This is a genomic window from Sulfurisphaera ohwakuensis, from assembly GCF_009729055.1.
In the GTDB taxonomy this organism is placed as follows: Archaea; Thermoproteota; Thermoprotei_A; order Sulfolobales; family Sulfolobaceae; genus Sulfurisphaera; species Sulfurisphaera ohwakuensis.
Genome location: NZ_CP045484.1, coordinates 2,128,033 through 2,153,293 on the forward strand (window position 1 = coordinate 2,128,033; position 25,261 = coordinate 2,153,293).

Annotated in this window: 25 protein-coding genes, 2 tRNA genes and 1 pseudogene; 12 read left to right on the top strand and 16 right to left on the bottom strand. The window is 33.5% G+C overall.

Annotated features, from left to right (window positions below):
• Positions 1–17: 17 nt before the first annotated feature.
• From D1869_RS11825 to ilvD, 4 genes are all read right to left on the bottom strand, one after another.
• On the bottom strand, positions 18–1,388 hold the full coding sequence (locus tag D1869_RS11825) for a hypothetical protein (RefSeq protein WP_156015248.1): 1,371 nt from the start codon (positions 1,386–1,388) through the stop codon (positions 18–20).
• Positions 1,389–1,954: 566 nt separating this feature from the next.
• On the bottom strand, positions 1,955–2,737 hold the full coding sequence (locus tag D1869_RS11830) for a hypothetical protein (RefSeq protein ID WP_156015249.1): 783 nt from the start codon (positions 2,735–2,737) through the stop codon (positions 1,955–1,957).
• Between the two features lie 85 nt (positions 2,738–2,822).
• Entirely contained in the window at positions 2,823–3,893 is a 1,071-nt protein-coding gene (gene asd, locus D1869_RS11835) for an aspartate-semialdehyde dehydrogenase (RefSeq protein ID WP_156015250.1), read from the bottom strand.
• Positions 3,894–3,972: 79 nt separating this feature from the next.
• A complete protein-coding gene (gene ilvD / locus D1869_RS11840; RefSeq protein WP_156015251.1) occupies positions 3,973–5,655 on the bottom strand; it encodes a dihydroxy-acid dehydratase in 1,683 nt (560 codons plus the stop codon).
• A 212-nt stretch (positions 5,656–5,867) separates the two neighbouring features.
• Here ilvD and D1869_RS11845 point away from each other — a divergent pair, with 212 nt between their 5' ends.
• Together D1869_RS11845 and D1869_RS11850 are read left to right on the top strand one after the other, a co-directional pair.
• Complete coding sequence (locus D1869_RS11845) at positions 5,868–6,677, top strand: hypothetical protein (RefSeq protein WP_156015252.1); 810 nt, start codon at positions 5,868–5,870, stop codon at positions 6,675–6,677.
• Between the two features lie 25 nt (positions 6,678–6,702).
• Positions 6,703–7,674 (top strand): radical SAM protein, encoded by a 972-nt coding sequence (locus D1869_RS11850; RefSeq protein ID WP_184650986.1) that lies wholly within the window; start codon positions 6,703–6,705, stop codon positions 7,672–7,674.
• Here the strand turns inward: D1869_RS11850 and D1869_RS11855 are convergent.
• A complete protein-coding gene (locus D1869_RS11855; protein ID WP_156015254.1) occupies positions 7,657–8,394 on the bottom strand; it encodes a class I SAM-dependent methyltransferase in 738 nt (245 codons plus the stop codon). The genes D1869_RS11850 and D1869_RS11855 overlap by 18 nt on opposite strands.
• A 34-nt stretch (positions 8,395–8,428) precedes the next feature.
• Between D1869_RS11855 and D1869_RS11860 the strand changes: the two genes are divergently transcribed.
• Positions 8,429–8,995, top strand: coding sequence for a hypothetical protein (locus tag D1869_RS11860; RefSeq protein ID WP_156015256.1), 567 nt, complete (start codon positions 8,429–8,431; stop codon positions 8,993–8,995).
• A gap of 16 nt (positions 8,996–9,011) precedes the next feature.
• On the opposite strand, the gene D1869_RS11865 is transcribed toward D1869_RS11860, so the two are convergent.
• Both D1869_RS11865 and D1869_RS11870 read right to left on the bottom strand, forming a co-directional pair.
• The gene (locus D1869_RS11865) at positions 9,012–9,752 is read right to left on the bottom strand and encodes an oxygen-binding di-iron domain-containing protein (protein ID WP_156015258.1); all 741 of its coding nucleotides are present in this window, start codon (positions 9,750–9,752) and stop codon (positions 9,012–9,014) included.
• On the bottom strand, positions 9,739–10,518 hold the full coding sequence (locus D1869_RS11870) for a hypothetical protein (RefSeq protein ID WP_156015260.1): 780 nt from the start codon (positions 10,516–10,518) through the stop codon (positions 9,739–9,741). Before D1869_RS11870 ends, D1869_RS11865 begins: the two co-directional genes overlap by 14 nt.
• 90 nt (positions 10,519–10,608) lie before the next feature.
• On the opposite strand from D1869_RS11870, the gene D1869_RS11875 reads away from it, so the two are divergent.
• The gene (locus D1869_RS11875; RefSeq protein ID WP_156015261.1) at positions 10,609–11,526 is read left to right on the top strand and encodes an ornithine cyclodeaminase family protein; all 918 of its coding nucleotides are present in this window, start codon (positions 10,609–10,611) and stop codon (positions 11,524–11,526) included.
• Here D1869_RS11875 and D1869_RS11880 read toward each other — a convergent pair.
• On the bottom strand, positions 11,523–12,041 hold the full coding sequence (locus D1869_RS11880; protein WP_156015263.1) for a cob(I)yrinic acid a,c-diamide adenosyltransferase: 519 nt from the start codon (positions 12,039–12,041) through the stop codon (positions 11,523–11,525). The genes D1869_RS11875 and D1869_RS11880 overlap by 4 nt on opposite strands.
• 41 nt (positions 12,042–12,082) lie before the next feature.
• On the opposite strand from D1869_RS11880, the gene D1869_RS11885 reads away from it, so the two are divergent.
• On the top strand, positions 12,083–12,916 hold the full coding sequence (locus D1869_RS11885; protein ID WP_156015265.1) for a DMT family transporter: 834 nt from the start codon (positions 12,083–12,085) through the stop codon (positions 12,914–12,916).
• Here D1869_RS11885 and D1869_RS11890 read toward each other — a convergent pair.
• Positions 12,893–13,963, bottom strand: a complete 1,071-nt coding sequence (locus tag D1869_RS11890) for a nucleotidyltransferase family protein (RefSeq protein WP_156015267.1) — start codon at positions 13,961–13,963, stop codon at positions 12,893–12,895. The two genes, D1869_RS11885 and D1869_RS11890, sit on opposite strands and share 24 nt — an antisense overlap.
• Before the next feature lie 29 nt (positions 13,964–13,992).
• Here D1869_RS11890 and mvk point away from each other — a divergent pair, with 29 nt between their 5' ends.
• Together mvk and glmS are read left to right on the top strand one after the other, a co-directional pair.
• Positions 13,993–14,931 carry a mevalonate kinase gene (mvk, locus tag D1869_RS11895; RefSeq protein WP_156015268.1) on the top strand — a complete coding sequence of 313 codons (939 nt, stop codon included), beginning with the start codon at positions 13,993–13,995 and terminating at the stop codon, positions 14,929–14,931.
• A gap of 76 nt (positions 14,932–15,007) precedes the next feature.
• Entirely contained in the window at positions 15,008–16,777 is a 1,770-nt protein-coding gene (gene glmS, locus D1869_RS11900) for a glutamine--fructose-6-phosphate transaminase (isomerizing) (RefSeq protein ID WP_156015269.1), read from the top strand.
• Positions 16,778–16,792: 15 nt separating this feature from the next.
• On the opposite strand, the gene D1869_RS11905 is transcribed toward glmS, so the two are convergent.
• Together D1869_RS11905 and D1869_RS11910 are read right to left on the bottom strand one after the other, a co-directional pair.
• Positions 16,793–17,950, bottom strand: coding sequence for a threonyl-tRNA synthetase editing domain-containing protein (locus D1869_RS11905; protein WP_156015270.1), 1,158 nt, complete (start codon positions 17,948–17,950; stop codon positions 16,793–16,795).
• On the bottom strand, positions 17,951–19,219 hold the full coding sequence (locus tag D1869_RS11910; RefSeq protein WP_184650987.1) for an MBL fold metallo-hydrolase: 1,269 nt from the start codon (positions 19,217–19,219) through the stop codon (positions 17,951–17,953).
• A 93-nt stretch (positions 19,220–19,312) separates the two neighbouring features.
• Here D1869_RS11910 and D1869_RS11915 point away from each other — a divergent pair, with 93 nt between their 5' ends.
• Positions 19,313–19,618, top strand: coding sequence for a nascent polypeptide-associated complex protein (locus tag D1869_RS11915; RefSeq protein ID WP_221267078.1), 306 nt, complete (start codon positions 19,313–19,315; stop codon positions 19,616–19,618).
• Here the strand turns inward: D1869_RS11915 and D1869_RS11920 are convergent.
• Positions 19,587–20,297, bottom strand: coding sequence for a helix-turn-helix domain-containing protein (locus D1869_RS11920; protein ID WP_156015276.1), 711 nt, complete (start codon positions 20,295–20,297; stop codon positions 19,587–19,589). The genes D1869_RS11915 and D1869_RS11920 overlap by 32 nt on opposite strands.
• Before the next feature lie 36 nt (positions 20,298–20,333).
• Here D1869_RS11920 and D1869_RS11925 point away from each other — a divergent pair.
• Positions 20,334–20,409: transfer RNA gene (locus D1869_RS11925), tRNA-Pro, on the top strand.
• 1 nt (position 20,410) lies between these two features.
• Positions 20,411–20,484, top strand: a tRNA-Ala gene (locus D1869_RS11930).
• 28 nt (positions 20,485–20,512) lie between these two features.
• Here the strand turns inward: D1869_RS11930 and D1869_RS11935 are convergent.
• The 4 genes and pseudogenes from D1869_RS11935 to D1869_RS11950 form a co-directional block, all read right to left on the bottom strand.
• Positions 20,513–20,719 (bottom strand): annotated as a pseudogene (locus D1869_RS11935) (putative integrase); the annotation flags it as partial.
• Positions 20,720–21,057: 338 nt separating this feature from the next.
• Positions 21,058–23,760 (bottom strand): phage/plasmid primase, P4 family, encoded by a 2,703-nt coding sequence (locus D1869_RS11940; protein WP_156015278.1) that lies wholly within the window; start codon positions 23,758–23,760, stop codon positions 21,058–21,060.
• A 20-nt stretch (positions 23,761–23,780) separates the two neighbouring features.
• Positions 23,781–23,990 carry a hypothetical protein gene (locus D1869_RS11945; protein WP_156015279.1) on the bottom strand — a complete coding sequence of 70 codons (210 nt, stop codon included), beginning with the start codon at positions 23,988–23,990 and terminating at the stop codon, positions 23,781–23,783.
• Between the two features lie 224 nt (positions 23,991–24,214).
• On the bottom strand, positions 24,215–24,532 hold the full coding sequence (locus D1869_RS11950) for a hypothetical protein (RefSeq protein ID WP_156015281.1): 318 nt from the start codon (positions 24,530–24,532) through the stop codon (positions 24,215–24,217).
• Between the two features lie 90 nt (positions 24,533–24,622).
• On the opposite strand from D1869_RS11950, the gene D1869_RS11955 reads away from it, so the two are divergent.
• Positions 24,623–24,799, top strand: coding sequence for an AbrB/MazE/SpoVT family DNA-binding domain-containing protein (locus D1869_RS11955; RefSeq protein ID WP_156015283.1), 177 nt, complete (start codon positions 24,623–24,625; stop codon positions 24,797–24,799).
• Positions 24,800–24,849: 50 nt separating this feature from the next.
• The gene (locus D1869_RS11960; protein WP_156015285.1) at positions 24,850–25,065 is read left to right on the top strand and encodes a hypothetical protein; all 216 of its coding nucleotides are present in this window, start codon (positions 24,850–24,852) and stop codon (positions 25,063–25,065) included.
• Positions 25,066–25,261: the final 196 nt, after the last annotated feature.

Sequence of the window (25,261 nt, forward strand, 5' to 3'; positions counted from 1 at the left end):
CTTTAAAAAGAATTGTGTTAAACGTAGTACTCACTAATACTTCGTCTAATTCCCCATCCATCATCATATAATTCTTCCAAACCTTTTTCTATCAAAGATTTTATATGCGTATCTTTCACATTATCTTCTAATATTGCATATTTACTAGCTATAATATTCATAAATGATGTTAGATTTATTTTCATGTTGTCTGATATTTCCGAAGGGTCTCTCTTAAAAAAGCCGAAGAAAGTGGATTTTTTATTATTGTTATATATTTGTGGAGGAATTATATAAGTATTATTGTTTATATCGACAACTAGAAGAAATGGTAAAATTACCTCAACACTATCCTTATCGAAAGGAGCTCTTTTTGTAAACATTCTAATTCTTTCTAGTTCATTATTACATATTGATTTAATATTTTCTAATTGATTTAATATATTTTTCTGTAATTCATCTAATTCCCTTATTTTCACGTCTATACTTTCTAATTCCTTTTGCTTTTGTGCGGTTAATGATTCTATTTCATGGACCATATTTCTTACTTCGATTCTATATTTATTCTTTATTTCAGAAAGTTTACTCTGTATTTCAGAAAGGTATCTTGACCTTAAAGTTGTAATGTTTTCTAAATCCTTTTGAAAAGACGGATTTGTCTCATAATCTAACTCTGCTTTTCCTATTAATACTTCAATATCTGCCATTTTGGAATATAGTTTAGTAGCTTCATTAAGCAATTCACTTTCCAAGTTTTTCTTTGCTGTTGTTAGAGTTTTCTTAAGTAGTTCGTTCTTCTCTTGAAGTATTGAATTATATTTGTCTTCAATCTGCTTTCGTTCTTCTGCTCTCTTTCCTTTAATTATTGTTAATATAGTATTTATTTTACTCTCTACATCGTTTATTTTGTTTATATTTTCCTTTATTAAAGATTCTCTCTGATTTATATCAGTAATAATAGAATCTATATCTACCTTGGTTAAAATTTTATCTAATATTCTGAGGGGTAACTCTGGACTACCATATGAAAGAATGGGTGAAATATCATCAATAATAACTCCTTTAAAAATTTCTTCTTCTTTTCCTTTAATATCTTTCCATCTAAAAGACTTTAAAATCGCCAAAATTTCAGAATCATTTTTATTATTTTCTATGCCATCTAAAATTCTTTTATAATCTTGTAAGATTATGAATTCTAGTTTTGTTTCAATATTTAAAGTTTCATCAAAAATTATATATCCACCACTTTTTTCATGTTTAACTAATAATAATGGCCATCCAATCAAGGTGGCCTTCTTTATTTTTACATTTTTAGGGGCTGCTTTTACTAATGCTACTGCTAATTGCTTTTCTACTGGTAAAGGTTGATAAGAGTTATCTACAGCAAGTGGTAAATATACACTATCCACACTACAAAATAAGTTGAGAAAAATATATGTGTTTTTATTATCGTATGTATTATTTTTAGCAGTAGGTTTGGTAATTCTTAATATATAGAATAAAACTTCACTTTAAAACTTAAGAGTTAAATAAAACTACTCTAAAGTTATGAAGAAAAAATAATATCTAATTAATTGAGATTAATTCTTAGAGAGATAAAAGTTATTTCTATTTAAGAAAAGTTAATCTTTTAAAGGATTTCATGAGGCGTGATACAATTCTTATTTTCATATTACTGTGATACCTTAGGGACTACTTATGAAGTAACAGTAACCTTCATTAAGTTTTCTTCTTTGCCCTATTATATTACTCTGAAGAGTTCATAGTAGAGCCCTCTGATCATTATACAATAATAAAAATTTTGGTATTAGATAGAATTGAAATTATAAATAATATTAAATAATATAAATTTTATAATTCATAGGAAATTACTAGTTACTACATTTCTAATTAATTTAGGATCTTCTATGATGAATAAAAATTTTTATTATTTATTTAAAGTAAAATTTATTCATTACTTTTTTAGATAATTTAATTAAAAATAACTTACTCGTTTATTTATTTCTGTTGTTAATTTTTCTACTTCATTTTTCAGTTCCTCATTTTTTAAATCTTTGATATCGTTTAACGTTTCTTTAATTCCTTTAGTTAGAAGCAATTTATCAAATATTAATGTTCTTGATGCTATTAAGTATCTTATTTTTATTTTTTCTTGACTAAGAAATTCTTCTAATTTTCCTTCTAAGTATAATGCCTTTAAAATATTTTTTCTATCAATAGCTCTAATCCAGTTCTTTTCTTCTTTTATTTTAGTCAGATATTCACTTTCGTAAGCTATTTCTCCAAGTATAGTATACAAATCATTTTTTATCTCTCTTTCTCTTATGTGGAAGATATCATTTACTAACTCGTTTATTAATGAATTCTTCACTACAATTTCAATTCTTTGTGGGTAGTATGTAAATCCATACTTTTCTGCTGTTTTTTTCATTTCCTCAAATACATCGTTGATATCATCCTCCTCTTTTCTATCTTGATTTTCTTGTTTAATTAAAATCGAAGCAACTCTATGAAGTATTTTCACATCTAATGTTACAAATAAACTTATTATTTTATCTATTTCGGAATCGAATGAGGAATTATACCATAATAAGAATTTTTTTCCAAGATATTTTTTAGGCCATTGATCTAGAGCATAAAGTATTGGGGATTTAGCGTAATATAAAGAAATATAATAGCCGCCGGATATTTTTTTGTATATATTCACTATGAGGTCTTTACTAAAGCCTAAATTTTCAGCTACTTTTATATAATCCAAAAATTATCAGCCCTGCCACTTTCTTCATCAATTCGTAAAAGGGTGAGTTCATCAGTAAAAAGAGGGAGAGTAAAAAATAAAAAATTTACTTTTCAATATATCCTTTTTCGACAAGTAATTCAGCTGCTAATATACCTCCTCCTGCAGCTCCTCTAACTGTGTTATGAATTAATGATACTAACCTTATCATTCTCTTATTCACTTGCTTTATTCTACCTACAACTACACTCATTCCTGGAATATCCCCAGCCCATCTATCAAAATAGACCTGAGGTCTTGTATCCTCATTCATAACGATAATTGGCTTTGAAGGTGCAGTTGGTAATTTTAGATCTTGTGGTTCCCCTCTAAAGTTTTCTAAAGTCTCCTTAACTTTTTCAGCAGCAGTTTCTTCTTTGAACGATACATATAATACTTCATAATGACCATGTATAGTAGCTATTCTATGAGTTGTTGCTGCTAAGCTTACATCTTCTAATTTAGGTTCATCTACATTTCTCTTAACTTCGCTTAAAATTCTAAAGATCTCTTTTATCGTCTTGGCATCATATCCATCACCTAAAGGCAAGATATTATCTACTACATCTAATGATGGTATCCCTGGATAACCGGCACCAGATAGCGATTGAATAGTAGTTATAAATGCTCCATCCATCTTATAATCTTTAAATATAGCACCTAATGGTATTGCTGCACCCTGAGCTGTGCACAATGGTGTAGTAACTATGAATCCTTTCCATTCTCTTCTTTTTCTTTGCTCATCAATTAAGCTAATAGTGTGAGGATTTAGTTCAGGAATCAATAAGGGAACATCAGGATCAAATCTATGATCTGGTGAATTGCTAATCACAGGAAATCCTTCTTTTGCAAATTGTTCTTCTACTGGGCCAGCAGCACCTTGAGGTAATGGAGAAAATATTATGTCTACATCATCCATTAACTTAGGATCAGTTGGTTTTACTTCCATATCAGCTATTTCCTTAGGAACTTGTCCTACTGTTTGCCATCTTACTACCTCACCATACGGTTTACCCACTGAACCTTTTCCAGCTAAATATGCTGGTTTAATATAAGGATGGTTTGATAGCATTCTTACGTATTCGATTCCTACTAAACCAGTAGCACCTAATATTGCGGCTTTTAATGTTCTCCTCATGAGTATCACCTAATATTATGAATTTCAAAAATATAAGCTTACTTTAAAAATATAAGCTTTACAATTTAGTAAAATACAATTAAGTTAAAAGAACGGCTCCTAGTGACGAAGACGATACAAGTCTAGCGTATTGAGCTAGAAGACCACTTTTATACTTAGGTGGTGGTGGAGTAAATTCATCTGCTCTTTTCTTTAACTCTTCTTGTGGTAGATCTACATCCAATCTTCCATTGTTTGCATCGATAATTATCGTGTCACCATCTCTTAGTAATGCAATAGGTCCTCCTACTGCAGCTTCTGGTGCGACGTGTCCTACCATAATTCCTCTAGTTGCTCCAGAGAATCTACCATCAGTTATTAAGGCTACTTTTTCTCCCAAACCTTGACCTACAATAGCACTGGTAACTGCTAGCATTTCTCTCATTCCTGGACCTCCTTTAGGCCCCTCATATCTAATAACTACAACATCATTTTCTTGGATTTTTCCTTCTAGAACTGCTTTAAAAGCTTCTTCCTCTGAATTGAAAACTCTAGCTGGTCCCTTATGATACCTAACTTTAGTAGCTGAAACTTTAATTACAGCACCTTCAGGAGCTAAAGAGCCTTTAAGTATTCTTATTCCGCCAGTAGGATTAAATGGGTTTGAGATCGGTCTTACTATATGTTCGTGCGGAACATTTGGTAATTTATATTCTTCTAAGTTTTGTTTTACTGTTTTACCAGTAACAGTTATTACATCACCATGAAGTAAACCAGCTTCTAATAGTTTTTTCATAATTAGTGGCGCGCCTCCAACCCTATGTAAATCATACATTGCATATTCTCCACCAGGTTTCATATTCACTATTTCTGGTGTCCTCTGGCTAATCCTATCAAAATCGTCTAGTGTAAGCTTTACTCCAGCCTCATAAGCTATTGCTAATAAATGAAGAACTGCATTTGTCGAACCTCCACTAGCCATCAGTACTGTTATTGCGTTTTCAAAAGCTTCGAAAGTAAGTATATCTCTTGGTTTTAGTCCTATTTCAATTAAACTCATCAGTGCTTTACCAGTTTCGTAAGCATACTTCACTCTTGCTGAATCTACTGCTGGTGGAGAAGCACTACCGGGTAAAGCTAGACCTAATGCTTCAGTCATTAAACCCATAGTATTCGCAGTATATAATCCTCCACAAGTACCCGGTCCAGGGATCGCATTGTCCTCCATTAATCTCAAATCTTCTGCTGTTATCTTACCTTTAGAATAAGCACCAACTGCTTCATAAACATCTTGTATTGTTATTGGTTTTCCCTTAAAATTACCTGGTAATGTAGTTCCCCCGTACATTATAATAGATGGTATATTTAGTCTAGCCATAGCCATCATCATGCCTGGTGGAGTTTTATCACAGCCAGCTAAAGCAACAAAACCATCATATCCGTGTGCGTTAACTACCAATTCTACAGTGTTAGCAACAATTTCCCTACTTACGAGGGAATATTTCATACCTTCACTTCCCATTGCAATTCCGTCTATAACCACTGGGGCTGTAAAAACTCTAGGAGTACCTCCTCCACTTCTTACTCCTTCTTTAACAACATTTGAGAGACCAAGCAAATGAATATTACAAGGTCCTGCTTCATTCCAAGCTACCGCAACTCCAACTATTGGTTTTGCAATATCATCATCCGTTAAACCCATAGCTTTAAGAAATGCTCTATTAGGGGCTTTTTCGTAACCTCCATAAATTAGATTTGACCTTTTTTTCTTGTCGGGATTCATATCAGAGTTTATACAGTTTAAACATATTAAAAGATTACTTAGCGTCTATTCCTCAGAAAAGAATTATACTCCAATTTTTATACTTACACAATTTCTCTGTGTACTTTAGCATAATTGGTAATATCTTTACTTTAATTATAGGCTTATTGTTTATTTAATTTGAAATAAAATATGAAAAAATTTTAATAGAAAAAATAACTACTAATATTTTGATGATAGAAAAAGAGATAGTGTTCAAGCTTAACGTTAAAAAACAGGATTTTATGACACTTATATCGAGTCCTTTAAATCTTACACAATTTTGGATGTTCTTAAAAGAGATAAGAATTTTAAATGAAAACGAATATATAGCAAAATTTAAAGTATTTATGAATTTTAATTTTAAAATGAGAAGAGTTATAAACCCGAATCAAATAATCCATGAAGGAGTAATGGATTTTCCCAGAGCTATGTTTAGGTTTACAGTTAATGTATTAGAAGGGAGAAAAGAAATAGTTATAGCAGTTAAAGGAGAATATCAAGGTCCTCTAGAATTCTTAGCAAAATCACCAATGAAGAAATTCCTAGAAAATTTCAGAGATAAAGTAATTGCTTATTACGAGAAAAAGCAAGAAGCATTTACAGTACAAGAATTATTTAAAAAATTGAGTGATGATAGTAAGGGAAAAAGTATAATAGCTATAATAGAATTAGATTCAAAGGAATACACGTTAACTTTCAAAGATGGAAAGTTAGAAAAAGTTGAAGGAGAAAATTACAATGATTTTCTTACACGTTTATTAACATATTCAGGATTTGTAAAACTTCTAAGGGAAGAAGAGATTTATGAAGAAGAATATGAATCGTTAGATGATCTTATTCAGAGACTAAAAGAGGAAAGTAAAGATAAGGAATTAGAGGCTACAGTTATTATTAAAGATAAATCCTTTAAGATTATACTCAAAAATGGAGAAGTAATATATAACAATGTAGATCCTAAGTATAAAGGAAAGCTAAAACTTATTGAATTAAATGAGAAATAAATTTTTGAATCCGTATTTTTATTCTGTGAAATTAGAGAGAGTTAAAGAACCAATTCCTCTTATTGGGCATATAGCTTTTGGCATAATAGACCGTGGTACTAACGTTCTTCAAGTTCGTCCATTTAGCAATTGCCCAATGTCTTGTATATTTTGTTCAGTAGATGCTGGTCCTAATTCTAGATCAAGAGTGACTGAGTATATTGTAGATGCGGACCATTTAATTAATTGGGTTAATTATATTGTTGATAGAAAAATTCACCAAGTTTCAATTTTAATTGATGGTGTGGGTGAACCTATATTACATCCAGATATCGTGAAAATTGTAAAAGGAATAAAGGAAAATAGGAAAGTATTTGAGGTAGCAATTGAAACTCATGGTTTACCATTAAATGAGAGACTAATAAAAGGACTAGCTAATGCTGGACTAGATAGGATTAATCTTTCGTTAGATTCCTTAGATGAGAATAAGGCTAAATATCTTAGTGGTCATAAAGGTTATAGTGTTTCTAAAATATTGAAGATGATAGATCTAGCATTAAATGAAGGGTTAAAGATTATGTTAACTCCAGTGTGGATTAAAGGAATGAATGATGAAGATATAATTAATCTTGTGAAGTTTGGAAAAGAGAAAGGACTATCTTTCGGAATTCAAAAATATGTTGCTCATCCTAGAGGAAGAAAGGTTGCTAAAGAGGTTAGTTGGAAAGAGTTCAAAGAATTTTTATCAAAAATTGGTGAAATGTTAGATGTCAATCTCTTTCTCTCTCCTTCTCAGTTCAAGGTATTTCCAGATGTTAGGCTAGGCCCAGTAATGGATGTCGGTGAGAAAGTAGTAGGAGAAGTTGTGCTGGATGGTTGGATGAAGAATGAGGTAATAATAACTGCTAGAGGAAGAGTTATTACAGTAGTTGGTGTTAGTGATGTTCCTAAGGGTATCTCATTAAAAGTCAAAATAAGTAGAAATAAGGATGAAATTTACTTAGCTAGGCTTAGCTAAGATTGTCATTTGCGGATCGTTTATTTCGAATTTTTCCCACGAATAACCGCTAAAAACATCGATTATTTTAAATCCTGCCTTCTTCATTAAGCTTACTATTTCGTGGAGACTATAATATCTTTGAGAGAACTCTATTTTTTCGACCTCTTTTCCATCTTTTATATAAGTTCTTAGTACATGTAGTCTTGAAGTGAATGGGTCAAACTTGTTTTGATCAATTATCAGGTAGGGGGGTACAAAGGAATGAAGGATCTCAGGCTTGTTATATATCACAAAATCTCTATTTTCAAGGTTAACCACTACTATTCCTTCTTGAGAGGTAACTTCCCTTAACTCTCTCAAAATTTTTAAATCATCCTCTTCTTCATAATAACCAAGACTATTAAAAATGTTAATAACAACATCGTATTTCTCCTTTATTACTTCGCTTAACTTGCGCATGTCACCCCTTACAAATTCTCCTTCTTTTACATTTTCTTTAGCTTTTTTTATCATCTTTTCTGAAATATCTACTCCAGTAATACTATAACCTAGTTTACTGAGAAAGTAGGAAACTCTACCGATACCACATGGCACATCAAGTATTCTCTTACCTTTTATACCATATTTCTTTATAACCTCATTAATCCAATTAGCCCACTTCTCTCCCTCTTCCCATATTTTTAGCATTTCATTAATGTAAAGGTCAGATTCAAATATCTTAAGCCAATATTCTTCCATTAAACTCTTTTAGGATTAAACCTAAATAAAATTGATGACTAAAGAGTTAGCCTTAATTTTAATCCTTCTATTAGCTTCAGAATTTCCAATTACATCAAACGAGGTTTTAATATATCAGGTTGAAATAATTCATGAAAATCAAATCAGTTTGTATAACTACACGTTTATCATAAATTCCTTAAACAATAATTTTGTCAATTTTACTTTAATTATAACTAATTTAAATAATGGTAGTGTTATCTTAAATAATACTTACGTTTATCCTATCTTGAATTTGAAAGTTCTACCGATAAATGGTGTTGTTTTTAACGGTGAAAATTTCACCTTTAGTGGGTATACCGAATATCATAATCAAAATGCCACGGTATACAAAGGTTATTTTATAATCAATACTACCAAAATACCTTCGACAGCGTATTTCGTAAATAACATACTATACTTTTTAAATGGCAGCGGAGACGGGTATTCGGTCAGTATTTCGTTAAGTTCAGAATACACTTTGTCTCAGTCAGTTAATTATGGTGGTTATATTATACTGGGCATAATAGTAGCATTTATTGTGATTGGTGTAGTAATTCTTATAAAAATAGGAAAAATATAAAAACAAAGAAGAGTAGTTATTCCATTAAATCTAATCCAACTCTATCTAAATTTCTTAACCATTGAATGAACTTCTTAGCGTTTTCTCCTTCAAATATAGCACCATGTTGTGGGGCTATAACATTTATCTCAAGTCCTTCAATTTTCTTTAACCAGATATCTATAGCCTTTTTTGATGCTATATATCTTCTATGAAATGATTCCATTAATTTAACGTGAGACTCAAAATCTTCTACGAATAAATACCACTTGTCTTTAAATATTGCAGCACCTAAATCTCCCGAGAAATATATTTTTGCATAAGTATCGTAGTAATGGAAGTTACCTGGTGAATGCATAAAGTGAGCTGGTATAGCTCTTATAAAATCTATAGTCATGCCCTCATCCGGTATATCAACTATTCTTCCTTTTAATTCAGCACCTAAATGTGGCAAGAATCTTTCCCATAATGCAGATGCATAGAAAGTAGCATTTGGTGCTAAGTCAACCCAAAGGTTTAAACTTCCAATTACATCAGGATCTTGATGACTATAAAGTATTGCTACTATATTTTCTGGCTTCACAAATCTTGTGACATTTTGGTATACTCTTTCGAAGACAAAATATCCACCAGGATCAAGAAGATATCCCTTACCTTCATGAACAATTAAATATTGATTAGTTAGTATACCTTTTTCATTTTCGCTTTCATCTAAACCTAACCAAATAAATTTGTGTTTATCATCTTCAAATATTATATTTGGTTCATGAACTTTCATTTTCTGTTCCCTCTAGAATTGCTTTTGGTTCTAGTGCAACATATATGTTTATCTTAAAATGACCAGAAATTTTATTTAAATCTTCTTCTTTAAATCCCTCTTGTCCTTCAATGTTTACATAAGTACCTTTTAACTCACCGTTAACGAATAATAATCTAAAGCTTTCATAAGTTGATACTCCAGAAATATATATTAGTTGATACCTCAGGTATTGTTGAATTAAATCTGTGATAATAGGTACTATTTGTCCTTTAGCTATATCTAGCTCGTCAGCTTTAATTAACCTTGATTTCATTAAAAGTTTTGTAATAAAACTTAATTTTGATAAATTTTGAGAAAAATTTGCTGTTGTTGTGATTTCATAAGCTTTCTCACTCTCTTTTTTTATTCCGTCAATTAAACTTTCTGCTATTTCATGTAAATATTTTGAGACTATCCACTCTTTCTCCCCCTCATATTTAATTGCTACATTAACACTTATTTTCCCTTCTTTATCTTCTTTTTCTGAGATAAAAATTTCGAATTTATTGCCTTTTTCAGATTTTAAAATAATAGTACTCATTCCTTTAAGGTTTACAATTCCTTCCATTCTAAACTTATCTTTAAATGAGAATAGAAGATATCTAGTGAATCGCAATGTTACCTCATTTTTTCCTCTTTCAACTTGGTAAGGGATATAGGAAAGTATAAATTCTGAATTTTTAGTTAGTGACTCGATAAAATTAAGATGACTATTTATCCTCTCTTCTACTATATAAGTTTTCATGCATTATTGTTCTTTCAACTCCTATATTATTTTATTTTACAAAAAAGTAATGGCAAAATCTTTAACAGAGTTAATTCATATTTTAATACAATGATTATTTTAACAGGGAAGGATCTAGAAGAGGTATTAAAGCCAGAGATAGCTGTAAATGCTGTAAGAGAAGCTTTTTCCCTTTTCTCCTCTGGAAAAGTTATTCAGCCTCAAAGACAAGTGATAACAATAAAAGGTAATTGGTGGGGAATAATGCCTTCTTTTACAGATTTTTCATTCTCTACAAAGATCGTGAATGTTATACCTAAAAACAAGGAAAAGGGTTTACCCTCAGTACAAGGAGTTGTTATACTAATGTCTCCAGATACTGGAGAAACATTGGCTATTTTAGAAGGATCAATTTTAACAGCAATAAGAACTGCTTCTGCAAGTGTTTTATCAACAGAATTAGCGTTAAGGTCAAGACATATAGATACTCTTGGAATTATTGGAGCTGGAATGGAAGCTAAATATCATTTAAAAATTGCTCTCAAATTCTTTTCAGTTTCTAGGGTTTTAGTCTCTGCAAGAAAAAGCCATTATGAGTTAGCAAAAGAATACGGTGGAGAAGCTGTAGAGTTAGAGAGGCTTTTAAAGGAATCACAAGTAATTTATGCCACAACTTCTTCAGACAAGCCGGTAGTTTTAGGTAAACTCTTGTCTAACGATTTTCATGTTTCTAGTATAGGTGCTCATACTCCAACTGCTAGAGAAATTGATGATGATACCATAATGAAATCAAAAACGTATTTTGTAGATTCGTTAGAAGCTGTATCCAATGAAACTGGAGATTTCATTGAGCCTAAAAGAAAAGGAATAATGCCTCAAGTTTATGAAATAGGAGAAATTATAAACAAAAATATAAAAATTCAAAGGCCCTCAATCTTTAAGACCGTAGGTATTGCAGCTCAAGATAATATAACTGCATATATAGCATATGAGGAAGCATTAAAGAGAGGTATAGGAATAAAAATCTAATCCTTTCCCCTCCAGATAACGTTAGGATTATTCGTTCTTTTATTTACAACTAAAGCTAAGACAAAAAGTAAAGACGATAACCTATTTAAGTATTTTGCATGAACTTCTTTTGCCTTACTTTCCTTTAGTAAAGTCACAACACTTCTTTCAGCTCTTCTGCACACTGCTCTAGCTAAATGAAGAAAGGATGAGGCAATATGCCCACCTGGTAGAACAAAGTTTCTTAGTGGTTCCAATTCTTTACTATAATTTGTAATGAATTCTTCGATTCCCTTAACTTTTTCATCAGAAAAATTCATTTCAAATCCAGCAATTTCTGATGAGATAGAAAAAATATCATTCTGAAGTTTTTGAATAACTTCTGAAAGTTCTGGATAAAGAGACGATACGACTCCCAAAACTGAATTCAACTCATCTAAATCTCCTAAAGCTTTAACAATTTCACTATCCTTCCAAACCTCACCAACTGAAGGTACCTTAGTCTTTCCCTTATCTCCAGTTCCAGTATACCACATTAGTAGTTTTTAAATAATATGCAAGTAATATAGGTTTCGCAATGAGACAATATTTACCAATACTTGGTGTAGTGCTAGTCTGGAGTTCAGCTTATCCTCTAATTAAAATTGCTCTTCAATATATGTCGCCAATAATTTTAGCAATAATTAGGCTTTTAGTTGGAGGGCTCATTCTGTTAATTTATGGGAAAGGTATAATATATGGTTTAAAGGAATTTATTGGTAGCCTATTAAACGTTGCAATATTTATGATATTGCTTAATTTAGGTGTTCTTCTCTCGCCTAATCCAGCATTATCTGCAACATTAATTTATACTCAACCAGTTTTCGTTGCGATATTTAGTTATTTTATTTTCAAAGAAAAAATAGGGATTTTGAAGATATTTGGTATTATTATAGCAATTTCTGGGGCGATTATAGCTTCCGGTAATTTAGAAGTAAATATTGGTGCTTTAATTTCCTTATTAGGAGGTATAACATGGGCAGTAGGAACTATTTATTACAGAAAATATCTAATTAACGAAGATGTAATAAGACTTAACTCATTTTTTGCTCTCTCATCAGTTCCCGTACTAGTACCACTCATTCCATTTCAGTTCTATTTTAAAGTATCTTTAGAAGGAATAGTAGTAGCTATAATTATAGGTATAACAGCACAAGCCTTAGGTTTCATATTCTGGTTTTCGTCAGTGAAAAGTCTTGGTGCTTTTAAAGCAAGTAGCATATCGTTATTGGTCCCAGCACTTTCTTACTTTTTCTCTTATATAATCTTAGGTGATATGCCTACATTAATAGAAATGATAGGATCATTTCTAGTACTTTTCGGTGTTTTGCTTACCAATCTAAAGATATCAAATTTTAGTTCCAGGTTTTAAAATTTCTCCGTGCCTTATCTCAGCTTCTGGAGAAATAAGTGCTCCTAACTTATTTACCTTGCCCCTAACTACTCTTGCTGGGAAACTCGAGGAAATAACGCTTGCCCCTATTTTTGCTTTTTCTCCTACAACAGTATAACTTAAGTATGACTTTGAACCTATTTCAGCTTCTGGTTCAACTAATGTGTGCGTTAATTCACAATAAGCGCCTATTTTAGCACCTCTTTCTATAGAAGTAGCATCTCTTATCAAGGAAAAATTCCCCACAAATACTTCTTTCCCTATATAAGCTGGACCTTTAATTACAGCGTAATCATCGATTACAGCGTAATCATCAATTATAACTCCTTTACCAATTATGGCTGTTTTAGAGATTTCAGCCTTCTCAGAGATTATGCTCTTCTTTTCATCTAGTAACATTTCAATAGCATTTATTAAATCCTCAGGATAACCAATATCAATCCACTTTTCACTCCAAACGAAGTATTTCAGCATTTCCTTTCTAGTATTTAAGTATTCAAGAAAATCATCAAACATTTCATTTCTGATAATATAAGCTCCAGCTAAGGCTAAAGTAGAGCCAGTTTTTACAATCTCTATCTTATCTTTCTCAATTTTTGCTAATCCGTAAGTGTTTACCCCTTCACTTACTGGAACTAAAGGAATTACATAATCAGCTCCAGTAGTTAAATGAGTATTTACCAGACTAACGTAAAAATCTTCTGGGGCTATTATATCGCCAAAAGCTAAAACTACGTTATTTCCTGAAGCCTTTTCAAGACCATCTTTAATAGCACCATTAATCCCCTCTCTTTTCTGTATTATAATTTCAAAAGATACGTTCAACTTCTCTATTTCTTCCTCTATTTTACTTTTCCCTTTCTCAGATGTAACAATAATAAAATCATTAATTCCGGCCCTCTTTAAGCCCTTAATACTGTAAGAAATTATTAAATTACCCAGAATACTTATCGTCTCCTTTTGATACTTTTCAGTGTAAGGAAGTAAACCTTCTCCTTTTCCTCCCGCTAAAATGATAGCTTGCACATATAATTTGCAACTTTACTCCTATTAATGTGATAGAGGTAAAAGTTCCGTTAAAGCTAACTCTTTTTGGAGAACATGCAGTAGTTTATGAAAGACCAGCTATAGCATACACAATTTCAGAATTTCTTATGTTACGTTTTAAAGAAAGTGATAAATTTTATATTAAATCCGATAATTTGCAGATAAAGGGAGTAAGAGTTAATATAGATGAATTTAAAATTGAAAACGAGAATATAAAAAGAGTATTATCGTACATAATAGAGGGAATAAACTATTTCGAAGCAAAAAAACCAGTGGAAATTGAAATTGAATCACCAGTAGAACCATCAGTAGGCTTAGGTACAAGTGCAGGTGTAGTAGTAGGAACAGTTGCCGGTTATTCATCATATCTAGGAATAGAACTTAGCAAAGAAGAAATTGCCAAAATCTCTCACTCGATTGAGTTAAAAGTCCAAGGATTAGGTAGTAGAATGGATACATACACAGAAACTTTTGGTGGATTTGTATATATAGAGAAAGACAAGTTTGAAAAACTCTCAAGTAACTTAACATTTTCTGCGGGTTACTTTAGGAGAGTGACGACAACAGCTGAGATGCTTAAGAGAGTAAAGCAGATAAAAGAAAAGAAAAGAGAACTATTTGATTCAATTCTAGATACAATAGCCAAGATTACCATAGAAGCTAAAAAAGCATTACAAGATAACGATGAAGACAGTATAGGAGAATTAATGTATATTAATCATGGCTTACTCTTTTCCCTTGGGATAACAGTACCGCAAATAGATGAGTTTATATCTACATCAAGAATGGCTAATGTAAAAGGCTGTAAAATCAGTGGTGGAGGAGCTGGTGGTGCTGTAGTATGTACGAAAGATGAAAGAGCTGAGCTATTATTAACTGCTATGGGAGGAAAAGTAATTAATGCCACACCATCTTTTTTAGGTGTTCAGGTAATAAGGAGGACGTGATAAGCTTCTAAGGAGTTTATGGTCAAAGAAATACTTAGGAAAAAATTAATTTTTATGCAAATATAATATGTCTTTTGTGTGCGGAATAATTGGTATAGTATCATTAAGGGAAAGTAAAAAACTTGCTGAAATGACAGTTTCAGCTTTGAAAAGACTTGAATATAGAGGTTATGATAGTGTTGGTGTTGCCTCAATAAGCTCTAATGGTTTAGAAATTAGAAAGGCAAAAGGAAAAGTAGAAGAGGTTGTTCTTCAGAAGAAGATTGAGGAGATGGAAGGATATGTTTTCTTAGGCCATACTAGATGGGCTACTCATGGTCCTCCTACTGATTATAACGCTCATCCTCACACTGACTGTAATGGTAATATAGCTATAGTACATAATGGGACTATAAAGAATTATAAAGAATTAAGAGAGGAACTTGAGAGTTTAGGTCATAAATTCAAGAGTGAAACTGATACTGAAGTCATCCCCCATTTAATTGAGGAATTTATGAAACGAGGAATGGATCCTTTTCAAGCTTTTAAGTCAGCGATAAAAAGCCTTGAAGGTAGCTATGCCGTCTTGGCTGTTATAAACGGTGAAAGAAGAATATTCTTTGCTAAAAAAGATAATCCCTTAATAATAGGATTAGGTGAAGGGCAAAACTTTATTGCAAGCGATATTCCAGCTTTCTTACCTTATACTAAAAGAATACTAGTTATCAGAGATGACGAGTTAGGTTTTGTAACACCAGAAACTGTTTATTTAGAAGATAAAGACGGTAATGTCGTCAATATAAAAGAAAGGATAAGAATTGTAGATTGGGATATAGAAACTGCTAGTAAAGAAGGATACCCTCATTTTATGATTAAGGAAATTCATGAATCACCAAGGGCAGTAAAAGATACAATAGACAGCCTAATGAGTGACATAGACTTAGTAGAGAAAGTCATAGAAGAAATAAAAAATGCTGAGAGAGTTATAGTTATAGGGGCTGGAACAAGTTATCATGCGGGTCTATATTTTTCAATAGAACTTAATAGGCTTGGTATAAACTCTCTACCCATAATAGCTTCTGAGTACTATAATGTGAGAAGTAAAAAAGGGGACTTAGTTTTTGCAATAAGTCAAAGCGGTGAAACAATAGATGTACTTCAAGGGATAAGAATGATGCGAAATAGTGGTGCGAAAATTATCTCTTTAACTAACGTTATAGAAAGTGCTATAGCTAGAGAAAGTGATTATAAAATTTACATGAGGGCTGGACCAGAAATTGGTGTAGCCGCAACAAAAACTTTTACAACACAATTAGCTTCAATTCTCTTTATCCTATCCGTTTTAAAGAAGGAGAATCTAAAGAAAATGGAAAAAGCTCCAGATATAGTGAGAGATACAATATCACAAGTAGAGGGATTAACAAAGAAAATTGGAGAAGAATTAGCTAAAAAAAGTAATATATACTACCTGGGTAGGGGACTATCATTACCATTAGCAATGGAAGGTGCATTAAAAATAAAAGAAATAGCTTATGTGCATGCCGAAGCATATCCTGCTGGTGAAAGTAAGCATGGGCCAATATCTCTAGTAGAAAAAGGATTCCCAGTAGTTATAATAAATGATGGTGAATTAACAGAACTCTTACAAAATAATTTAATGGAAATGAAGGCTAGAGGAGCAAAGATTTACGCTATAAGCGTGAATAAAAAGATGAAGGACGCAGATGTCGAAATAGAACTTCAATCCGAGATACCGGCATTATCCATAGCTCCAGTAATTCAACTAATAGCCTATTATGCTGCAGTAACCAAAGGATATGACCCAGATAAACCAAGAAACTTAGCTAAAACAGTTACCGTAGAATGACTAACTTAAATCTCGCTATTTGCTCACAATATACTTTTTACTTCTTTGAGATAAGAGTAAAGGAAAATTACTCTTCATTTTTAAAGGGTCTTCTCTATTAAGTTCCTCATTAAGTTCCTCAATAGTATAACTTCTTTGCTCATTCCTTTTCCTAATTTTTACTGTCAAAGAAAGAGTCTTAATCTCTCTCTCACCCAGAATTATCACATAGGGTATCCAATCTTTACCAGCTCTGGCAATTTTAGCACCTAACCCATCTGGCAAATCGTCTACATCAACTCTTCCATTAATTTTACTTGCAATCTCAATTGCGTTTTTTATAAAATCTTGCTTAACTGGTAAAATTCTAACTTGTATTGGAGATAACCAAATAGGAAGTGTAGGAGGAGATTCCTTCTGTGCGGAAAGTAAGTAATAATAAGTTAATAAATTGACATCTACCTCACTATATTCTTCTTTCTCTTCAACTATCTTATAACTGTTTTTTGAATCCGAAAATTGTGAAACTATGTCAATCTTACCTTTTACCTTAACTTTTATGTGAGGAGACTCATTAATACATGGCAATCTTCTGCCATGCGGTTCCAAATATTTTATAGTAATTTCTCCTTCTTCCACATCTTCGTCTTCAGTTATAGAAGTAGCCTTACTTAACCACTTTACATACTCAACTACAGCATTACGCAAAAAGTATGCATAAGGTGAATTTGGAAAGCCAAATTTTTCGCAAATAGAGAGTTCATCACTTTTTTCGTACTCAATCTCATGTCTTATCCTTTTACTTAACTCACTTAATGGATGACCATAACAGTTTATCATAAACTGCTTATACCATCCGAAAGGAGTTCTATATACTTCTATGTCTCTCTCTTTTACACCTTCTTCAAGCTTTTGTAAAATAGGAATAGCTATTGACGGTGATTCAAGATTATCAGAAAGATGGGCATAAGGATATATAACTACTGAAGAAGCTTTAACTTTACTATATACCTCTAAAATCTCGTCAACAGCTTTTTTTACAATCTCTTCATCATCCCCCTTTTCTACAGTTGTGAATACTACTAGCACGTTTTCCTTTTTTAAGCTCTGTAATTTAGGTTCTTCAGGATTTTTGATTGCTTTCTCTTTAATAGAGAAAGAAAAGTCAGATGCATGGATAAAAAGCAAAATCAATCAGAACACCTTTATCTCTTGTCCATTTTCGGCAACTATAACTTCAACTCCTAGTTCTCTCTTTAATTCTTCAGCAAGAACAGAAGAACTGTCTGGTGAACCGTGAACGAGTATTACCTTTTCTAAATTCTTAGCAGACTTAATCATATCTTTCAACTGGTTCTTACCAGCATGACTTGAGAAATCAAAAATTTGGAACCTAGCCTTTAACATAGGCGAATACTCATCAAACTTACCCGTTTCTAAAAGCCTCCTACCTGGAGTATTTTCGGCTTGATAACTAACTAGAAACACAGCGTTCTTGGGATTATCAGCAATCTTCTTAAAATAGTAAACAGCTGGGCCTCCTTTTAGCATTCCAGCACTACTCACAATAACACCTTCATTCCTAGTAGCCTTATTTCTATCATTCCACCCATTAACGTACTTAAAATAGTTGTAAGCCTTCTTTAAGGATTCATAATCATTAATGAACTCTGGATTTTGAATCATTAATTCAGTAATCTCCTTAACCATTCCGTCATAATATACTGGGTAATCAAAATTCCTACTTGAAAGAACTGAGAGAATTTCTTGACTCCTAGACAAACTAAACGCTGGAACTAAAACGGTTCCTCCTCCCTCAACAACCTCTTTAACACTTTCAAAGAACTCCTCCTCAACGACTTTCCTCTCTGGATGATTAAATCTGCCATAAGTACTTTCTATAATTAGAACATTTGCATCACGCAAAAATTCGAGTTCAGCAGGCTTTACTAAATGAGTATTAATTACATTTGTATCTCCCGTATAGACGATATTACCTTTTTCAGTCTTTATTTTTATCATAGAACTACCTGGGATATGACCGGCATCACCTAACTCAGTCTTAAAAGTACCAACTTCAAACTCTTCATGATATTTTACAGACCTAAAATTATCCATCACTTTTCTAACTTCAGTCCACTCAAAGGGTACTTTAGCCCCCGAAAGTTTTAGAAAATCCTTCAACATCAATTCGGTAATTAATCTAGTAAGCCTTGTACCAAATATAGGGAAATTGCCAGAAATCTGATAAAGTGGTAAAGCACCAACGTGGTCCAGATGGGAATGTGAGACTATAAAACCTTTAACCTTGCTTGGAACTTCTTGTAATGGTAAATTAGGATTATCATTAGCATCAAAGTTAACCCCGTAATCAAGGATAATGCTCTCTGATGAAGTAGAAACCTCAATAGCTGCCCTACCTACCTCTTTTCCTCCGCCTAAAATCTTAATAGAATATTCCATTATGCTTTAAAAATCAAACAACAAATTATTAAGTTTGTTTTATAATATATTCTTGTGAAACCGAAACCTAGTCAGTTTAAAAATCTTGAAAGAATGTTAGGGTTAAAAACAGAACAGCTTGATGCTGTTAAAGTAACTATAGAACTAAAGGATAAAATTCTGATTATTGAAAACCCCACAGTAATAAAAATGATAGCACAAGGACAAGAAATCTATTCAGTCATGGGAGAAGCGAAAGAAGCGCAAAAAGAAGAGCCTAAAGTTGAGATTAAGGACGAGGATGTAAAGTTTGTAATGGAACAAACAGGTAAGGGGGAACAAGAAGTTAGAGAAGCACTTCAAAAGGCTAATGGAGATATCGCTAAAGCTATACTTTTACTGACTGGGCAAGAGACCTAATCCTTTTTGTTATATCCTCAGCTTTAGTAAAAGTTGAGACTATTATCACAATATTATCTTTTTCGGCTAACAGTAGGGCAAGAGGGTCTAACCTAACCGGTCTATGAAAAACCACTAATGGGGGCTTAATGGGGGCAATTTTTAAAGCAATCATTGGGGACCTACCGGAAGAGACATTAGTGAAAACTACAGCCCTTCCAATCATAAAATTAAGTAATTGATAAAACTCCATCCCCTTCAAACTAGTTATAGCCTTAACACTATCCGTAACCATCCAACCGTAAATTTTAACTTCTGGAATGAAAGAGTTAGGTATAAAACCATTAACAGCAGTAACAATTTCATCAACACCTACCGGAACTGAAAAATCTCCTAGATCATCTATGTATGGTAACATTAATGTATATCCCTTTAAAAGCTCATTTATCACTTTATAACCCCTTGAAGCATCTATCTCAATAAGGGCTCTAACATATTTACGTAAAAACTCAACACCAGGATTTCTTCTCCCCCTTTCATAATCTGCAATAACAGATTGAGTAATTCCCAAATACCTAGCTAACTCACCCTGACTAATTTGAAAAGCTTCCCTCCACTTCTTCATAACTGAGCCAGGAGAAGAACTCCAACCAATATCTCCTAAAATTCTCTTAGCTAATGTTTCAATTAAGTAATCCACAGAAAAAGCTATAAAAAACAAAACAAAAATATTTATGGGCCCGTGGTCTAGCCTGGACTAGGACGCAGCGCTCGGGCCGCTGTGGTCCCGGGTTCAAATCCCGGCGGGCCCATGGGCCGGTAGCTCAGCCTGGAAGAGTGCTCGGCTCGCAACCGAGAGGTCCCGGGTTCAAATCCCGGCCGGTCCACTGTGGGGGATACCCCCACACCCCCAATGCTAAGGTAAAACTCCACGATCTTATCTAAGGGACCAATGTAACGCTCAATCACGTTACCCTTTGAGTCCTTCTCTATCTTGTAAACATAATACTTCTTACCTCTTTGACGAATCTTATATTGCCCGGCTGAGAAAACCCTATAACCCATATTTAAACTATGCCCCTTTTTGCTAATAAAAGCTTTAAAGCACGGGGCTATTGCCATATTCAGCCGTGGAGTTGAAAGAAGATGGCAAAGAATCCGTTACTTTGCAAAAAATTGGATAAACTCCCCAGTTTACTGGGAAAAATTCAAAAGCACGGTCTGATGGAGAGAATGACGTGAGACAAATTCAATTTTTTGCATTCAATTTTATCGAGAGTTTAGTAATAATATCACGGTTCGGTGTCATAAAGGAACATAATCCCAATTTCAAATATTTTATACCTATAAAAAACCCGTGTTTTAATAGGGGTAAAAATACTTTAAAATTGGGATTATGTTCCCTAATTTGTACATGACGGTTGAAAAATTGAATTTCAAAAAATTCAATTTCTTTCGGTTCACGCGTGAATTTCGTATGCGTTAATCCCTCTCTGAGAACAGAAGTTCTTTTGTAAGCACCAGGTAACGAAACGGTTAGCTTTACCCTGGTCACCAAAGTCTTGAACTATTTCCCAAAACTCCTTAATTACGCCGTTATTGTTTTTGACATAATTGATGAACTCATCAAGTAAGTTCTCATATTTCTGTTCAGCACGTGCTTTTTCTAACTCATCTATTGCAATCCCCACAAATGCTCTAACCCTTTGTCCATCAATGTTTTTCTTATCTGTCGTTATTCCAAAATATTCCCTAAGCCTTCGTGCAAACGATTTCTTTCCTACTCCTCTAAAGCCCTGGTCTAAGCAAAATTCCTTATATAAATTGTATAAGTCAGTCCTCTTCACCCATAAGTCCCCGTTTCTAGGGTCAACCGTGAGTATTCCTTTCTCAGTATAGGTTTTAATGAATTTATACACAGTGTCAATATTTGCTAACCATAATCCCATTATCTGTTCTGGTGTTTGCTCATAATCGAAATGTTTTTGCATAAACACACGTGTGATTGCCATTATTGATACTGTTAGGATCCCCTCTAACTCCTCTTCTGTAAAAGTCTTCTTATACCACTCATCATCATTAGGAAATTTATTAGGGAATTCAACTATCAGCCATCTTCTCCAAAACGCCTTATCGTTTGTATCTCTAACTCTCGGTAACTTATTTGACGCAATGATTAGTTTGGCATACGGCGTGAAAGTGACTGGTTTTTTAAACTTAACATCAGCAGTTACCGGATCCCCACCCGTGATTCGTTTAAACCTATCAATATCATCAATACTATACTTTTTAGTTTCACTAGTTACATTAGCTAACTTGCGAAACAGATTAAATGTTGAAAATCTGTTGTTCGGATCAAACAGCTCTCGTGTTGGTACTGCAGAATAATTATTATCATCACCTAAGATATCTTCCATGAGTTTTATGAATGTAGTCTTTCCCGCGTCTGTGTCTCCTAATAACATAAAAGCTTTCTTAAACTTGATATCTGGATATAATGTATAACCAATTATTTCGAATAATGTTATCCATTTGTCCCCTACCCATTGCTTGAAGGCCTCTAAACTTTTCGGACAAACATTACGTGCTAAATTCTCAATATCTTCTATGCTTATCTCTCCTTTCCCTCGTGCAATTTCATTAGCCTTGATTAATTCCTCAACCTTAATTTTGTGGGGTATGTAATGAAAAGCAAATTTGCTCTCATCACGGTCAAATATTAGATTTGGTTTGCTATCTACCCACTCTAACGTAACATTAGGAAACGCTATCCTCAGCGGTGCTTTAGGCAAAAGCGTGAGGGTTATATCCCTAATTTCATCAACTATTGAATCAACAACTGATGAAAGTACCTTAACCATCTTTACCTTCTTTTTCTCTTTTTCGGAATCGGAAACTATCATTGACTGCAATAATTCGATCTCTCTTCTTACTAACTTTCTCAACCTGGTTTCATACGGCTCATAAACCCCGTGCTTTTTGTTCCATTTGAATATCCCGATTATCGAATCACTGTCTCCACTGATCTGGTAGAACGTCTTTATCTTATATTTCTTTAGAATGATTTCAGATACGGTTTCTTGAACTTCAGCCTTTATTTCTGAAACCTTTTCTGCTCTAACTAAATTCTTCTTAAGTCGTATGTACTCCTTTGCACGTTCCCACGCTTTCTTTAATGTGATATAAAAGTATTTTTCCGCATTCCATTTTTCGTTTTCTTTAGCTTTCGAATCTGATGGTAATAATTGGAGTATTTTATCTGGATCAGCCACACCGTGAGTTAGTAGGTAGAAGATTATACGCCAATCCCCTCTACTCCTATCAATGCCTATATCAGCGTAACTTTTGCCTTCACAGATCACCTCTTTTATCATCTCAGGTGGGGTCTTATTACAAATCTCCTCTTTGACTTTTTCAATAGTTTTACCGTTATCGTGCTTTATCAACTCTTTCTTCAATTCTTCAAACTCCTTTAACTCATGCGTAACTTCTTCCTTCTCCCCCTCTATCCACGCCCGTGCTGAACTGCTTAATTCAATCCCTAACTTCTTACCCTTCTCGGCTAAGAACTTCAGTAGTCCTTTGAGGTCAACCCTGGATATTTCATTATTATTTAATGGTATATAGCACGTGGTGTAGTCTTGTCCTCTCCATGGACATTTGTCAGTATTGCAGTGTTTGTGGTTGATGCACGATTCCGGGCCTACAACATAACTGTTAAAGCTCTGTAGGTCAGCAATACCTTTACCCTCTCTAACAAACACGGGGTTGAACTTATGCTCTGGAATATCATCAGCGATCAAGTAAACGTGTAATCCCCCGTGAGGAGTATCAACGCAGAGCGTGTTTTTACATAGTTTGTTAAGCTCATCTTCACCGACCCACGCCTTTAGTAGTTCCTTATCTTCAAAGTCCAGGATTACCAAACCACGCTGACCGCCCGGTACTGCATAATTATAACCTTTCTCGATCATTTCTAAGTATTGTTTCTTCTCTTCATCAGTCAGCGGGGTCGTGCTATACTTTTGCCATTCCTTAATCACGGGTTTCTTAGTTTCCGGGTCTATTGGGAATATTGAAATACCGTGATCAATGAGCCATTTTGCCCATTCTACCCTGGAATTAGGTTTTTTTATTTCATTATCAGAGATATTATTAGCCATTGCCACGCCCCCCTTCTTCCTTATTTTTTCATTTCAACATAGCCAAACAGTGCCTCACATTCTAGCATTCCCGTTTCGCATAACCACCTAAGCTTTTCGTAAGCCCTTCTTGATCTCCACCACGACCAATTATATTGCATTTCTAAATCTATTCTTGAGACTTTTCCCTTTTGTTTCAATAGTTCAATTGCTTTTTCTAGATCCGGATCGTTTACCTTTAACTCACCCACTTTTTAGCCACCCCAATAATTGGGCTTTTTAAAAACCCCCTTTCCGAATATTCTATACTATATCTGTTATTTTTTCTATGTTTTAATATATTGTAGGAATTTATGCCATAAATTCTGAATTTTTTACTAAACCCCTTCTTCACTCACTCACCCACTAAAATACATGAAAATCTTTAAATACCCCGACACGTGCTTTTTGAATTTTTTGCAGTAAACTGGGGAGTTTATTCAAATTTTTTAAAAACAAAGTTATCGTAAATCCTATCTATGATTTCCTTAGCCTTATAGTCCACGTGGCTCATTATTTCCTCTAAAATTTTGAAGAAATGTTTAGCCTCATCTTTGTCTTTAGGATTTAGCATTTCGAAAGCCTTAACATAATATTCCAGGTCTTTAACCAAATACTCCTCAAAATCCTTACCCCAAAACTCAACACACTTGGTATACCACTCCTTAAGCACGGCTAAGGCTGAAGGAGTTAAGTAAAAAACAGATTCCCTTACCTTAACCCAATTATCCCCGAATTGGATTTTTCCGTTCACTTTCCGTTCACTAAGTTTACATACTTTCCGTACTATATAAATCTTCTGGTGAACGGAATGTTTATATAAAGAGTGAACGGAAATAATGCTATGGTAAAACTATCTGCTAAAAAAGGCGGTCGTGGAGAAGAGACTTATTATTTGAATGTACCACGTGAAATTGTAAAGTCCTTAGGCTTATCTAAAGGTGATGAATTTATATTAAGTGTGGAAACTAAAGACGGCGAAATTATATTATGCTATAAGAGGGTAAAGAAAAGCACGTGATTTTTCTCTTTCACCATCACCACGCCCGCTTTTTTCCTCTTCACCGGGCTTTGGGGGGGCGGGGGGCACAGAATCGGTCGAAAAACAAAACAGATGGACAGACAGTTTGGTTAGGTGGGGTTAAGGGCGGTAGCCCTTATAGACTGTTGATAGAGAGTCAGGGTATAAGCAGTTATGTTAAGGATATGGACAGACTAAAGATAGAAAACAAACCATGGTATAAGCAGTTATGTACAGAGGTTTTAAGAAAAAATGTGTCGGAATAGAGTCTAAGCAGTTATATTGGTTTTGAAGGGAATTAAGGGGAATAATTTGCACGGTAGTGCAAAGCGGGGGCGGGGGCTAAAATGTATAAGCCTTTAGGCTTTAATTGGGGTGTATTTGTATGTATAAATGAACCCACGGCGTGGTGTACGAATTTTTTGTTAATTCGTTTCAGTAATATTACCGTAAATATTTATA

What these genes read in the sequence shown, in the direction of transcription:
- asd (WP_156015250.1), bottom strand. Translation starts at nt 3,893, where the DNA reads ATGAGGAGAACATTAAAAGCCGCAATATTAGGTGCTACTGGTTTAGTA.
- ilvD (WP_156015251.1), bottom strand. Translation starts at nt 5,655, where the DNA reads ATGAATCCCGACAAGAAAAAAAGGTCAAATCTAATTTATGGAGGTTAC.
- D1869_RS11845 (WP_156015252.1), top strand. Translation starts at nt 5,868, where the DNA reads ATGATAGAAAAAGAGATAGTGTTCAAGCTTAACGTTAAAAAACAGGAT.
- D1869_RS11855 (WP_156015254.1), bottom strand. Translation starts at nt 8,394, where the DNA reads ATGGAAGAATATTGGCTTAAGATATTTGAATCTGACCTTTACATTAAT.
- D1869_RS11860 (WP_156015256.1), top strand. Translation starts at nt 8,429, where the DNA reads ATGACTAAAGAGTTAGCCTTAATTTTAATCCTTCTATTAGCTTCAGAA.
- D1869_RS11865 (WP_156015258.1), bottom strand. Translation starts at nt 9,752, where the DNA reads ATGAAAGTTCATGAACCAAATATAATATTTGAAGATGATAAACACAAA.
- D1869_RS11870 (WP_156015260.1), bottom strand. Translation starts at nt 10,518, where the DNA reads ATGAAAACTTATATAGTAGAAGAGAGGATAAATAGTCATCTTAATTTT.
- D1869_RS11875 (WP_156015261.1), top strand. Translation starts at nt 10,609, where the DNA reads ATGATTATTTTAACAGGGAAGGATCTAGAAGAGGTATTAAAGCCAGAG.
- D1869_RS11880 (WP_156015263.1), bottom strand. Translation starts at nt 12,041, where the DNA reads ATGTGGTATACTGGAACTGGAGATAAGGGAAAGACTAAGGTACCTTCA.
- D1869_RS11885 (WP_156015265.1), top strand. Translation starts at nt 12,083, where the DNA reads ATGAGACAATATTTACCAATACTTGGTGTAGTGCTAGTCTGGAGTTCA.
- D1869_RS11910 (WP_184650987.1), bottom strand. Translation starts at nt 19,219, where the DNA reads ATGGAATATTCTATTAAGATTTTAGGCGGAGGAAAAGAGGTAGGTAGG.
- D1869_RS11915 (WP_221267078.1), top strand. Translation starts at nt 19,313, where the DNA reads ATGTTAGGGTTAAAAACAGAACAGCTTGATGCTGTTAAAGTAACTATA.
- D1869_RS11940 (WP_156015278.1), bottom strand. Translation starts at nt 23,760, where the DNA reads ATGGCTAATAATATCTCTGATAATGAAATAAAAAAACCTAATTCCAGG.
- D1869_RS11955 (WP_156015283.1), top strand. Translation starts at nt 24,623, where the DNA reads ATGGTAAAACTATCTGCTAAAAAAGGCGGTCGTGGAGAAGAGACTTAT.